We start from the raw sequence: 12,714 nt of genomic DNA on the forward strand, positions 1-12,714 counted from the left end.
GAGGCTTTCACTCATGGTGCACGCGCGCGGACGCAGCGTCTTGTTGGAGCTTCAACCATTGGGAACGGTGTGTACTCGTGTTGCACGAATGGCGTAGCGCCTGCACCGTTGGAGATGACTCAGAAGCGATCACCGCTCACGCTGTGTGTCCGGGATCCCTCCCGGACAGGGCGAGGGGAGCGAGAGCTTCGCCGGTGAGGAGTAAGCGACGATGAAGACCGCAGTGCCCTGCTACTACCACCTCGACGTGGAAGTCAGCCCGGAACGGGTGGGACAGGTCAGCCGCATCCTGGCCGCCCATCTCCGCCACTGGGACCTCGACAATCTCGTGGCCCCCGTCTGCCGCGGCGCCGAACTGCTGCTGCGGGCGATCGACCAGCACGCCCGTGACAAGCACACCTCCATCGAGATGTGGTGGAACGGCCAGCACCTCATCACCGCCTTCGGTGACGAGGACCCCGAACTGCGCCCGGACCAGGATCTGCGCGCCTGCCTCGCGGACATCGCCGCCATGAGCGACGGCTGGGGCTGCTGCGCCGCCGAGACCGGAGCCAAGATCATCTGGTTCTCGCAGCGCGCCCGGGCCGGTGAACGGGTGCCGCTGGTGCCGCTGCCGCCGGAGCCGTTCCTGAGCACCGGACTGAAGGAGCCGCGGCGGCACCAGGTGGCCGTCCTGGCCGCGCCCGCACCCGCCGGCGACAGCCTGGAGGGCAGCCGGTGAGCGCCCGCACCACCAGGAAAGGGCTGCCCGTCTGGAGCGGGCAGCCCTACCCGTTGGGCGCCTCCTTCGACGGACAGGGCACCAACTTCGCGCTGTTCAGCGAGGTCGCCGAGCGGGTCGACCTGATCCTCGTGGACGACACCGGCAAGGAGACCTCCATCCGGCTGCACGAGGTCGACGGCTTCGTCTGGCACGCCTATCTGCCCGGCATCGCGCCCGGTCAGCGCTACGGCTACCGGGTGCACGGCCCCTGGCAGCCCTCGCTCGGCCACCGCTGCAACCCGAGGAAGCTGCTGCTCGACCCGTACGCGCGCGCCGTTGACGGCCAGATCGACAACCACGCCTCCCTGTACGAGCGTTCACCGGACGGCCCGGCCCCCGCCGACAGCGCCGGGCACTCCATGCTGGGTGTGGTCACCGACCCGTACTTCGACTGGGGCGACGACCGGCCGCCGCGCACCGCGTACGCGGACTCCGTGATCTACGAGGCCCATGTGCGCGGACTGACCCGCGCCCACCCGGACGTCCCCGAACGACTGCGCGGCAGCTACGCGGGTCTCGCCCATCCCGCCGTCATCGAGCATCTGACCGCGCTCGGGGTGACGGCGGTCGAGCTGATGCCGGTGCACCAGTTCGTCCAGGACGGGGTGCTCCAGGACCGGGGCCTGTCCAACTACTGGGGCTACAACACCATCGGCTTCTTCGCGCCGCACAACTCCTACGCCGCCTTCGGCACCCGGGGCCAGCAGGTCAACGAGTTCAAGGCCATGGTGAAGGCGCTGCACGCGGCCGGCCTCGAAGTCATCCTCGACGTGGTCTACAACCACACCGCCGAGGGCAACGAGTTCGGGCCCACCCTCTCCTTCCGGGGCATCGACAACGCCTCCTACTACCGTCTGGTGGACGGGGACTGGGCGCACTACTACGACACCACGGGCACCGGCAACAGCCTGCTGATGCGGCACCCGTACGTACTCCAGCTGATCATGGACTCGCTGCGCTACTGGGTCACCGAGATGCATGTCGACGGCTTCCGCTTCGACCTCGCGGCCACCCTGGCCCGGCAGTTCCACGAGGTGGACCGGCTCTCGGCGTTCTTCGACCTGATCCAGCAGGACCCGGTGATCAGCCGCGTCAAGCTGATCGCCGAGCCCTGGGACGTGGGGGAGGGCGGCTACCAGGTCGGCAACTTCCCGCCGCTGTGGTCGGAGTGGAACGGCAGATACCGGGACGCCGTACGGGACTTCTGGCGTACCGAGCCCGGCTCGCTGGGCGAGTTCGCGTCCCGGCTGACCGGCTCCTCCGACCTCTACCAGCACAGCAGGCGCCGGCCGCGGGCGAGCGTCAACTTCGTCACCGCGCACGACGGGTTCACGCTGCGGGACCTGGTGTCGTACAACGACAAGCACAACGAGGCCAACGGGGAGGACAACCGGGACGGCGAGAGCCACAACCGGTCCTGGAACTGCGGGGCGGAGGGGGACAGCACCGATCCCGCCGTGCTCGAACTGCGGGGGCGCCAGCAGCGCAACCTCCTCGCCACCCTGCTGCTATCGCAGGGCATTCCCATGCTCTGCCACGGGGACGAGCTCGGGCGCACCCAGCGGGGCAACAACAACGCGTACTGCCAGGACAACGAGATCTCCTGGGTCGACTGGGAGCTCACCGACGAGCAGCGGAACCTGGCGGACTTCACCCGCAACCTCATCGCGCTGCGCGCCGCGCACCCCGTGCTGCGCCGGCGCCGCTTCTTCCGCGGCGAGACCGCGACGAACGCCGCGCAGCCGCTGCCGGACCTCATGTGGCTGCGGCCCGACGCCCGCGAGATGACCGGGCGGGACTGGCAGCGCGGCGACGCGCACTCCGTCGGCGTCTTCCTCAACGGCGACGCGATCGCCGAACGGGACCCGTACGGGGGGAAGTTGACCGACGACTCCTTCCTGCTCCTGCTCAACGGGTACTGGGAGCCGGTGGACTTCAGGCTGCCCGACGAGACGTTCGGGGAGCGCTGGACGACACTCGTCGACACCGCGGACGCGGAGGGCGTACCGGACGAGCGCGAGCGCAAGGCGGGAACACGGCTGCGGGTGGAGGCCAGAAGCCTCATCCTGCTGACCCGCCCCTCGCGGGCGGCGGATCAGAGCGGATGAGAGAAGCTCAGCGCACGCGCCGCGACATCACCGTGAACTGGGCGCCGTCGGCGTCCCGGAGGATCGCCTCCGTGTCGTCCTCCTTCAGGACGCTGCCCCCGTGCTTCTCCGCGGCCCGTGCGCACCCGGGTACGTCCGCCACCGCGAAGTGGACCTGCCAGTGCGGCCGTACCGAGGGGTCCGGGGCGGCCTCCACCGCGCCCGAGTCGATCCGGGCCACCGCGTCACCCTGGCTGCGCAGCACGACCTCGTCGCCGTCGTACTCGACCTCGCAGCACCCCGGCTTCCCCGACGCCCAGTCGAGGATCTCGCCGTAGAACATCGCGGAGTCGAAGGCGTTGCGGGTGTGCAGCCGGATGAACGTGGGCGCCGCCCGCCGCCACGCCTCCCAGTTGGAGACCAGCTCGCCCTGCCAGATCCCGAACGTCGCCCCGTCGCGGTCGGCGAGCAGCGCGGCCCGGCCCGGCGAGAAGGAGAGCGGTCCGACCGCCGCCGTACCGCCCCGCTCCCGTGCCCGCGCCACCGCGACATCCGCGTCCGGCACCGCGAAGTACGGCGTCCAGGCCACCGCCATCTGCCACATCGTGGCCACCGCGGCGATCCCGGCCACCGGCACCCCGTCGGCCAGCGCGACCCGGAAGTGCTCACCGAGCTTCGCGCCGCGCCAGCGCCAGCCCAGCACGGCCGTGTAGAAGTCCATGGTGGCCTGGAGGTCGCGGCTGGTCAGGCTCACCCAGCAGGGTGCGCCGAAAACGGAGTGCGTGGAGACGACCGCACGTGTGCGCGGCCCGTGCCCGGTGCCGTTCGCTCCGTCGCTGACAGGGTCTTGTCGGTTCATGTTCGGTAACGTCCTGCTCTCGGGGCCGGGGGTCACCGCTCTGGCTCCAGTGTCCAACCGGAAGCGGGTGGGGCGCCTGTCGAGTACCCCGGCGGCAGGGGGGCAGGCCGCCGCACAGGATGGGTCACCGCGTCTCCGCCAGCAGTTCCTCCCGCAGCCGGTCGAAGCACCCGCTGAGCAGCCGTGACACGTGCATCTGCGAGATGCCCAGCTGCTGTGCGATCCGGTTCTGCGTCATCCCCCGGAAGAACCGCAGGTAGAGAATGGTCCGCTCGCGTTCCGGCAGCGCCGCGAGGCAGGGCTTGACGGCCGCCCGGTCCACCACGAGGTCGTACCCGGGGTCGGGGCCGCCCAGCGAGTCCCCGAGGGCGTAGCCGTCCGTGCCCGCCACCTCGGCGTCCAGGGACAGCGCGGAGAAGCACTCCAGCGCCTCCATCCCGGTGCGCACCTCGTCCTCGTCCAGCCGGGCGTACTCGGCTATCTCGGCGACCGTGGGCGGCCGGCCCGGCGTGGACTGGGACAGCTCCTTCACGGCCGTACGGACCCGGTTGCGCAGGTCCTGGACCCGGCGCGGCACATGCAGCGTCCACATGTGGTCCCGGAAGTGGCGCTTGATCTCACCGGTGATGGTGGGCACCGCGTACGCCTCGAAGGCGCGGCCGCGCTCGGGGTCGTAATGGTCGACGGCCTTCACCAGGCCCAGCGCGGCCACCTGGTACAGGTCCTCCAGGGACTCCCCGCGGCCGCGGAACCGTACGGCGATCCGCTCGGCCATGGGCAGCCACAGCCGCACCAGTTCGTCCCGCAGCGCCTGGCGCTCGGGGCCGTCGGGCAGCTCCGTGAGCCGCACGAAGGACTCACCCGTGTCGGGCGCGTCGTCATGGGGATGGGGGTGGGATCTGGGCTTGGTGCTGGTGCTGCCAGTGACACGCATCGCGCGCACCTCTCTCGCCGGTGCCGGATGGGACACCGTGGGAGGGGCGCGCGCTCGGTCACGGGATAGGACTCGGGGGCGTCAGGCCGCTCTGGTGGCCAGCTCCCACGGAAGTGCCTCCTGTCCGAAGCACATACGTGAGTTTTCCCGCTCTCGGACATCACAAAACAATTCACCTGATAACTGGAAAAATGGTACAGCGGTCTTGACCGCATCTTGGGGCCGCCCGAGGGGTGATACCTCTGTAGCAGAGGTAATCTTCAAACGTGGAAGACGAAGCGATACGCGGGCCCGGCGGCGACGCGCCGCCCGGGCCGCCGGGGACCTTCCCGGCGGAACTGACCGACGCGCTCGTCGGCATCCAGCGGCTGATCCGGCGCCGGCTGCGCGGCGGCCTGACCGGGCCCCGGCTGCGCGGTGCCGAGGTGGAGCTGCTGCGGCTGGTCGAGTCCCGCCCGGGGATCGGTGTCTCGGAGGCGGCCAAGGAACTGCACCTGGCGAGCAATTCCGTCTCGACGCTGGTCAACCAGCTCGTGCGGGACGAGTACCTGGTCCGGGAGACCGACCCGGCCGACCGGCGGGCCGCGCGGCTGCGGCTGACCGGGGCCGCCGAGAAGCGCCTGGAGGACTGGCACCGCCGCCGTGCCGAGCTGGTCGGCGGCCGGCTGGCCCGCCTCGACGGCGCCGACCGCGACGCCCTGCGCGCGGCCCTCCCGGCCCTGCGCAGGCTCGCCGACCTGCTGCACGAGGACCCCGAGGCGGACGAGGACCCGGTGGCGCCCGTGAGCGCGCCGGCCGGGGCGGCAGCCGCCCCCGAAGGACCCTGGACGGAGGGCACGCCATCATGACGACCGACCCGGCGGACATGTCCGCCACCCCGGCCGCGGCGGCCACCGCCACGGCCGAGGCCGCCGCAGCCCACGCCGAGGCCGTCAGCTGCACCGGGCTCACCTACGCCTTCGGCGAGACCAAGGCCGTCGACGACCTCGACCTGGGCGTCCGCGAAGGCGAGGTCTTCGGGCTGCTCGGGCCGAACGGCGCGGGCAAGACCACCGCCATCCGCTGCATCACCACCCTGCTTCCGGTCCCCGCCGGCATGGTCCGTGTCTTCGGGCACGACGCCGCCAAGGAGCGCATGGGAGTACGCCGCATGCTCGGCTACGTCCCGCAGCAGCTGTCCGCCGACGGCGGGCTCACCGGGCGTGAGAACGTCGCCCTGTTCGCCCGGGTGTTCGATGTGCCGCGCCGGGAGCGCGCCGCACGCGTCGATCTGGCGCTCTCCGCCGTCGACCTCTCCGACGCCGCCGGACGGCTCGCGAGCACCTACTCCGGCGGCATGATCCGCCGCCTCGAACTCGCCCAGGCCCTGGTGAGCGCCCCCCGGCTGCTGATCCTGGACGAGCCGACCATCGGCCTCGACCCGATCGCCCGCACCGGCGTGTGGGAGCACATCAACGCCGTACGCGAGGCGACCGGTATGACCGTCCTCGTCACCACGCACTACATGGACGAGGCCGACCAGTACTGCGACCGGGTCGGCCTGATGCACCGCGGCCGTATCCGCGCCCTCGGCACCCCGGAGGAGCTGCGCCAGGGCCTCGCCGAACGCAAGGGCACCGACACCCTGCCCACGCTGGAGGACGTCTTCCGCGACATCGCCGGCAGTGGCCTCGACGACAACACCGGAGGAGGTTTCCGTGAAGTCCGAAGCACCCGCCGCACCGCACGCCGCGTCGGCTGACCGCGCCCTCGGCAAGGACACCGCGCTGCTGCTCACCCCTCCGGTGCCGCGCGCCGGCTGGCGGCTGCTGCCCGCCCGGGTGCTCGCCATGTGCACCGTGGAGCTCCAGAAGCTGCGCCACGACCGCACCGAGCTGTACACCCGCGCCGTCCAGCCCGCCCTGTGGCTGCTGATCTTCGGTCAGACCTTCACCCGGATCCGGGCGATCCCCACCGGCGGCATCCCGTACATCGACTACATGGCGCCCGGCATCATCGCCCAGTCCGCCATGTTCATCGCGATCTTCTACGGCATCCAGATCATCTGGGAGCGGGACGCGGGCATCCTGAACAAGCTGCTCGTCACCCCGACCCCGCGCTCGGCGCTGATCACCGGCAAGGCGTTCGCGGCCGGGGTGAAGTCGCTGGTGCAGGCGATCGTGGTGATCGTGATCGCCGCGCTGCTCGGTGTCGCCCTCACCTGGAACCCCCTGAAGCTGCTCGGTGTCGCCCTCGCGGTGATCCTCGCCTCGGTGTTCTTCTCCTGCCTCTCGATGACCATCGCGGGCATCGTGCTCAGCCGCGACCGGCTGATGGGATTCGGGCAGGCGATCACCATGCCGCTCTTCTTCGGCTCCAACGCCCTGTACCCCGTCTCCGTGATGCCGGGCTGGCTCCAGGCCGTCAGCAAGGTCAATCCGCTGAGCTATCAGGTCGACGCGCTGCGCGGGCTGCTGCTGGGCACCCCCTCGCATCTCGGCGCCGATTTCGGGGTGCTGGCGATCGCCGCCGCGCTCGGCATCACCGCGGCCTCCTCACTGCTCGGCCGACTGGCCCGGTGATCTTGCCGGGAACGTGATGTGCGGCACGCACCGTGGCCCGTCCGAACCGGGCCCGGGGGGATTCTTCCTGGGCAGCGCTTGATCAACGATCAAAGCGGGCGAACCCCCTGGCCACGGTGCATTCCGCTCATTTGACAGTGCGCTGAGCCCACAGATAGACACTCGGGGGTCGAGAGGGGCACTGTGTACGAGCCGAACGTGGTCGGTGACTGGCAGGAGTACGAGGAGCATGCCGGTCTGCGGGTCCGCGTCCACCGCCTGGAGGCCGCCGAACCCCCGCGCGGACGCGACGACGCCGCGGCCGGTCTGACGTACTTCAGTGTCCGGGTGACGATCGAGAACCGCGGCACGCGGCACTTCGGTATCCACCTGGAGGACGGCCAACTCGACGTCCGGGTCGGACCGGACGGCGAGGGCGCGTTCATCGACTGGCGCAACTCGCAGTTCATCGAGGGCTTCGACGTCTATCCGCTGCGCCGGGCCACCGCCGTCCTCTACGCCGCCGCCCCCGAGGCCGCGCTCACCCATGTGGACATCCAGGTGCAGCTGCGGGTGGACGAGGAATGGACCGAGCGCCGGCTGTGGGCCGGCGGCACCGACGTCCAGGAGGCGACCGCGCAGACCGCCCCCGTGGGCTCCGCACAGGGCGACCTGGCCCACCAGGTCAGCGTCTTCCTCAAGGAGCAGACGGAGCCCGGCACCGCCTGAGCCCCGGCCGCCCCCCGGCCCCGCTCAGTGCGGGATGCCGTCGATGATCTCCCGCGCCCCCTGCCGCAGCAGCGCCACCGCCACCGAGGTGCCGAGCGTGGCCGGATCGAGCCGGCCCGCCCACTCGTGGGCGTTCAGCCGGGTCTTGCCGTCGGGCGTGAACACACAGGCCCGCAGGGAGAGTTCACCGCTGGCGTCCACCTGTGCGTACCCGGAGATCGGGCTGTTGCAGTGGCCCTGGAGCACATGCAGGAACATCCGCTCGGCCGTCGCCTCCCGATGGGTGTCCGGGTCGCCGAGCCCGCTGACCGCGTCGATCAGCTCGGTGTCGTCCTCCCGGCACTGCAAGGCGAGGATGCCCGCGCCGATCGGCGGCATCATCGTCTCCGGGGACAGCACCTCGCTGATCACATCGGTGCGCCCGATGCGCTCCAGGCCGGCCACCGCGAGCAGCAGCGCGTCCGCCTCGCCGTCGGCCAGCTTCTGGAGCCTGCGGTTGGCGTTGCCGCGGAACGGCACACACTCCAGATGCGGGTGGGTGGCGGCCAGTTGGGCGATCTTGCGCACCGCGGAGGTGCCGATCCGGGTGCCGGCCGGCAGCTCGTCCAGGGTGAGGCCGCCCGGGTGCACCAGCGCGTCGCGGATGTCGTCCCGCTTCAGGAACGCGGCGAACACCGTCCCGGCGGGCAACGGCCGGTCGGCGGGCACGTCCTTCACACAGTGCACCGCGAGATCCGCCGCCCCGGCCAGCAGGGCCGCGTCCACCTCCTTGGTGAACGCCCCCTTGCCCTCGACCTGGGCCAGATCGCCGAGCCACTTGTCGCCGGTGGTCTTCACGGGGACGACCTCGGTGCGCACCCCCGGGTGCAGGGCGGCCAACTCGGCGCGGACCCGATCCACTTGGGCCAGGGCCATGGGCGAGTCACGGGAGACGATTCGGATCAGTTCGGGAACCGGCATGCGCACACGATAGACCCACCCGCCTCATGCCAGGTCCCCGGGCAGCTCCGCCGCCGAGTCCTGTGGCGAAAGATCGGGACGCAGCCTTAGCCAGGACGGCTGACGCAGCAGCCCGGACCGGGTACGGGTGCTGTAAGCGACCTCGCCGACCAGCCGGGGCAGCACCCAGCGCGCGCCCGGGACGCGGGGCACCGGCTCGAAGGGGCAGCGCCCGCTCGCCGCGTCCGTGAGCAGCTCCGCGAGCCGGATCCGCTCCGCCTCGCTCCAGCCGGTGCCCACCCCGCCGACGTAACGCAGCCGGCCGGCCGAGTCCCGCTGGCCCACCAGCACCGCGCCGGGCAGCCCCGTGAGCCGCCCCTTGCCGGGCAGCCAGCCGCCCACGATCACATCCTCGGCCCGCAGGTTGCGGATCTTGATCCAGGCGCGCGAGCGCACCCCTGGCTCGTACACCGAGTCGAGCCGCTTGCACACCAGGCCCTCGAGCCCGTGCTCCCGGGTGGCCGCGAGGGCCTGGGCGCCGTGCCCGGTCACCGCGCCGGGCGTCGACCAGTACGGCCCTGACAGTCCCAGCTCCAGCAGCCGCGCCCGGCGCCGTGCATACGGCTCCCGCAGCAGCGGCCGCGCCAGATACGGCACATCGAACAGCACCAGATGCACCGGCACCTGCGCGGCCCGGCGCGCGGCCCGCGCGGGCGCGTGGGCGAGGCCCATCCGGCTCTGGAGCAGCTGGAAGTCGGCCCGGCCGTCCGGGTCCAGGGCCAGCACCTCGCCGTCGAGGACCGCTGGGGTGGCACCCAGCGCGCCGCCCAGCGGCGCCAGTTCGGGATACGCCCCGGTGATCACCTCGCCCGAACGGGCGCGCAGCACCAGGGTGCCGTCCCCGGGCAGATAGACCATCACCCGCTGCCCGTCCTGCTTGGTCTCGTACGCCCAGCGCGCGTCCTGCGCGGCGGGCGGCAGCGAGCCGGGGGTGGCGAGCATCGGCGCGATGAGCGGCAGGGCGGTGGCGGTCACGGGGGAAGATGTCGACCGATCCGGGCCCCGGCACGCGCCTTCGGCCGTCGGTTCCCCTGAACGGGGTGCCCCGCCGGGCCGCCGCCCGGCCCCTGCGTCAGTCCACCGGCGCCGGTGGAGCGTCCGCGTCCAGGCCCGTGCACGCCACCTTCCCGCCCACCTCGGCGCACGCCTCCACGCCCCAGGGCGAACCCACCGACAGCATCGGGCTGTTGACGCCGGTCACATCATCGGCCGGATAGCTCGCGGAGAGGATGTCGTCGCCCGCGCGCACCGACACCTCCCGGGCCAGCCGGCCGCGCACCCGTACCTCCGACCAGGCGGTGCGGCAGGACGGCGAGTAGCGCAGCCGTACGGCATAGGCGTGGTCGGCGACCCGGCTCCTGGTCTGCGCGTCCCGGGCGCACACCGAGGCGTCGGGCAACTCGCCCTGGCAGGAGGACCCGTGACAGCGCGGCACCTCGCTCAGCGGCTGGGCCACCGGAGCGGAGTCCGGGCGCCCGGACAGGGCCACGGCCGCGGCCACCGCCGCGGCCGCGCCGAACAGCGCGAGCACCGACACCGGGATCCACAGCGGGAGCCGGGGGGAGCGGCGGCCACCGGGGCGCTCCTCGGGCGGCTCCGGGGGCGCGGGCTCCTCGGCCGCCTCCCACAGCGCCAGTACGGCCGTGGCGTCGGCCTCGGCCAGCCGGCACAGGGCCTCCACCGCGGGCCGCGGCGGCCGCTTGCCGCCCGAAAGATAGCGGTGCCAGGCGGACTTGCTGTACGGGGTGCGCGCGGCCAGCGCCGCCAGGCTCAGACCTGTACGGTCCTTCAGCTCGCGCAGTGTCACCACCAGCGACTCGTCCGGCGCGGTCGATCCTTGGGGGTGCCGCATCGTGCGTTCCTCGACTCCCATTCCCCTATGGGCGTTTCGCCCCTGATGCCGGGATGGTTTCCCTGTCGGACGGCCGCTGCAACACCGGACGAGGTATGGGCCGGGTCAAGCGCCCTCATGCCGAAGGCCTGTTCGGGACGCGGCTCCCGGACAGGCCCTCGGCGGTCAGTGGATGATGCGGCGGACGCCCGTCAGCACCAGGGGACGTACCGGCGGGTGGTCACGTAGTGGGCGGAGACGTAGCCCCGGTGCTGGGGGAGCCGGTACCAGACGTGGTTGCCGTGCACCCGGGAGCCGTAGGTCTTGCAGCTGACCGAGATGAGCCGGTTGGTGTGCCGGCTGCCGACCACCCGGTAGCCGGTGCCCGGGCCGGAGCGGACGTTGAGCCGGATGCCGCGGGTGGCGACCCGGCCGGTGTGGTAGGGCTGGGTGTGGACGGGGTGTTGCGGGGCGGCGACGGCGGCCACCGGGTGGGCGGTGACGGTGCTCGCCGCGGCGGCACCGGCCGACGCGGGGAGCAGGGCGAGCACCGCGGCCGCGGCCGGCAGAACGCTCTTGAGGGCCCGACGGATCATGGAAACCTCCGGCTGTCGATCTCGTGACCACGAACCGTGATCACGCCGCCCAGCCTTGCCGTGCGAACCCCTCACCATGCCGTTTCGCTGTCCCGTGGGACGGCCTGGGACGTCCCGGGGCGCGGGCCGCACGGCCTGATCTCGCGGGAGGCGCGGAGCCGGGCGGACGTACCGGAGCGACTCGGTCCGTGCCCTGTGCGCCGCTGGGACGAAAAGGTTGAGTCATGCAATGTCCGCGTAGACTCGAAGGCATGCCCGCGCCCTCGCCGCCCGGCCCGAACGCGGCCTCCCCGGAGGTCGCCGAGATCGAGCGCGCCCTCACCCGCATCACCTACCTCGGCACCCGCACCCGGCACCACGACCGGCTGCGAGCCCTGGCCGACGTACCGCTGGACCGGGCCGCGGTGGCGCTGCTGCGGCAGATCGCGGACTGCGAGCCGATGCGGCCCGGCGAGGTGGCGCACCGCCTCGGGGTCGAGGCCTCCCATGTGACCCGGACCGTGCAGCAGCTCCATCGGGCGGGGTACGTCACCCGGGTGCCCGACCCCGACGACGGGCGCGCCCAGCGGATCCGGCTCACTGACGCGGGCCGCCTCGCCGTCGGCCGGATCCGGGAGGCCGGGGCGGGGGAGATGCAGCTGGCGCTGGCGGACTGGCGGCCCGAGGAACTGCGGCAGCTGGCCACCCTGTTCCATCGGATGGTGGACGACTTCCTCGCGTACTCCGCCGAGACGGAGGGCGAGCCGGGCGCGGCGGCGGTGGCGGGGCACGAGGAGCCGGAGAAGTAGTCCCGCGAACGGGCCACCCGGCGGCTTACCGTCCAGTAATATCCGGCGGCAGGCCACCAGAGGAGGAACCGGTCATGAGTGAGCGTGTCGAGGTCGGGGACAAGGCGGAGGACTTCGCCCTCCCCGACGAGTCCGGGACGGTCCGAAGCCTCGGCGAACTGCTCGCCGAGGGACCCGTGGTCCTCTTCTTCTACCCCGCGGCCCTCACCCCGGGCTGCATCGCCGAGGCCTGCCACTTCCGCGACCTCGCCGCCGAGTTCGCCGCGCTCGGCGCCCGGCCCGTGGGCATCAGCGGCGACGACGTCGACAAGCAGCGGGAGTTCGCCGGACGGCACACGCTCGGCATGCCGCTCCTGTCCGACGCCGACGGCGCGGTCCGCGAGCGGTTCGGGGTCAGGCGCGGCTTCACCCTCGCCCCCACCAAGCGCGTCACCTTCGTCATCGCCGAGGACCGCACCGTACTGGAGATCGTCCGCAGCGAGCTGCGCATGAACACCCACGCCGACAAGGCCCTCGCCGCCCTGCGCGCCCACCGGGCCTGACCCGGCTCGCGGTCCCCGCGCTTGAGGAGCCGCGACAATCGGATCA

At 72.2% G+C, this 12,714-nt stretch carries 14 protein-coding genes; 8 read left to right on the plus strand and 6 right to left on the minus strand.

The window, feature by feature from the left end:
- Nucleotides 1-211: 211 nt before the first annotated feature.
- Nucleotides 212-721 (plus strand): hypothetical protein, encoded by a 510-nt coding sequence (locus tag HEP81_RS35215; protein WP_037663723.1) that lies wholly within the window; start codon nt 212-214, stop codon nt 719-721.
- Entirely contained in the window at nt 718-2,871 is a 2,154-nt protein-coding gene (gene glgX, locus HEP81_RS35220) for a glycogen debranching protein GlgX (RefSeq protein ID WP_106980102.1), read from the plus strand. Before HEP81_RS35215 ends, glgX begins: the two co-directional genes overlap by 4 nt.
- 7 nt (nt 2,872-2,878) lie before the next feature.
- Here the strand turns inward: glgX and HEP81_RS35225 are convergent, their stop codons facing one another.
- Both HEP81_RS35225 and HEP81_RS35230 read right to left on the minus strand, forming a co-directional pair.
- The gene (locus tag HEP81_RS35225) at nt 2,879-3,709 is read right to left on the minus strand and encodes a VOC family protein (protein WP_037663726.1); all 831 of its coding nucleotides are present in this window, start codon (nt 3,707-3,709) and stop codon (nt 2,879-2,881) included.
- A 124-nt stretch (nt 3,710-3,833) separates the two neighbouring features.
- Complete coding sequence (locus tag HEP81_RS35230) at nt 3,834-4,643, minus strand: RNA polymerase sigma factor SigF (RefSeq protein WP_037663729.1); 810 nt, start codon at nt 4,641-4,643, stop codon at nt 3,834-3,836.
- Between the two features lie 281 nt (nt 4,644-4,924).
- Here HEP81_RS35230 and HEP81_RS35235 point away from each other — a divergent pair, with 281 nt between their 5' ends.
- From HEP81_RS35235 to HEP81_RS35250, 4 genes are all read left to right on the plus strand, one after another.
- Nucleotides 4,925-5,491, plus strand: a complete 567-nt coding sequence (locus tag HEP81_RS35235; protein WP_078967780.1) for a MarR family winged helix-turn-helix transcriptional regulator — start codon at nt 4,925-4,927, stop codon at nt 5,489-5,491.
- A 17-nt stretch (nt 5,492-5,508) separates the two neighbouring features.
- Nucleotides 5,509-6,384: an ABC transporter ATP-binding protein gene (locus HEP81_RS35240; protein WP_037663768.1), complete on the plus strand. Its 876-nt coding sequence runs from the start codon at nt 5,509-5,511 to the stop codon at nt 6,382-6,384.
- Nucleotides 6,341-7,204 (plus strand): ABC transporter permease, encoded by an 864-nt coding sequence (locus tag HEP81_RS35245; protein WP_037663731.1) that lies wholly within the window; start codon nt 6,341-6,343, stop codon nt 7,202-7,204. The genes HEP81_RS35240 and HEP81_RS35245 overlap by 44 nt, the downstream gene beginning before the upstream one ends.
- Before the next feature lie 183 nt (nt 7,205-7,387).
- A complete protein-coding gene (locus HEP81_RS35250; protein WP_037663733.1) occupies nt 7,388-7,912 on the plus strand; it encodes a hypothetical protein in 525 nt (174 codons plus the stop codon).
- 24 nt (nt 7,913-7,936) lie between these two features.
- Here HEP81_RS35250 and hemC read toward each other — a convergent pair whose 3' ends face one another.
- The 4 genes from hemC to HEP81_RS35270 all read right to left on the minus strand — a co-directional run bounded on the left by hemC (nt 7,937) and on the right by HEP81_RS35270 (nt 11,338).
- Nucleotides 7,937-8,878 carry a hydroxymethylbilane synthase gene (gene hemC / locus HEP81_RS35255; RefSeq protein WP_190276066.1) on the minus strand — a complete coding sequence of 314 codons (942 nt, stop codon included), beginning with the start codon at nt 8,876-8,878 and terminating at the stop codon, nt 7,937-7,939.
- An 18-nt stretch (nt 8,879-8,896) separates the two neighbouring features.
- Nucleotides 8,897-9,853, minus strand: coding sequence for an ATP-dependent DNA ligase (locus HEP81_RS35260; protein ID WP_078967781.1), 957 nt, complete (start codon nt 9,851-9,853; stop codon nt 8,897-8,899).
- Nucleotides 9,854-9,983: 130 nt separating this feature from the next.
- Nucleotides 9,984-10,763 (minus strand): helix-turn-helix domain-containing protein, encoded by a 780-nt coding sequence (locus HEP81_RS35265; protein ID WP_051850712.1) that lies wholly within the window; start codon nt 10,761-10,763, stop codon nt 9,984-9,986.
- Nucleotides 10,764-10,954: 191 nt separating this feature from the next.
- The gene (locus HEP81_RS35270; RefSeq protein WP_037663741.1) at nt 10,955-11,338 is read right to left on the minus strand and encodes an SH3 domain-containing protein; all 384 of its coding nucleotides are present in this window, start codon (nt 11,336-11,338) and stop codon (nt 10,955-10,957) included.
- 251 nt (nt 11,339-11,589) lie between these two features.
- Here HEP81_RS35270 and HEP81_RS35275 point away from each other — a divergent pair, with 251 nt between their 5' ends.
- Both HEP81_RS35275 and HEP81_RS35280 read left to right on the plus strand, forming a co-directional pair.
- On the plus strand, nt 11,590-12,126 hold the full coding sequence (locus HEP81_RS35275; protein ID WP_037663742.1) for a MarR family winged helix-turn-helix transcriptional regulator: 537 nt from the start codon (nt 11,590-11,592) through the stop codon (nt 12,124-12,126).
- Nucleotides 12,127-12,200: 74 nt separating this feature from the next.
- Nucleotides 12,201-12,668 carry a peroxiredoxin gene (locus HEP81_RS35280; RefSeq protein WP_037663744.1) on the plus strand — a complete coding sequence of 156 codons (468 nt, stop codon included), beginning with the start codon at nt 12,201-12,203 and terminating at the stop codon, nt 12,666-12,668.
- Nucleotides 12,669-12,714: the final 46 nt, after the last annotated feature.

The sequence above is a fragment of the Streptomyces griseofuscus genome (genome assembly GCF_014673495.1).
Lineage (GTDB): Bacteria > Actinomycetota > Actinomycetes > Streptomycetales > Streptomycetaceae > Streptomyces > Streptomyces murinus.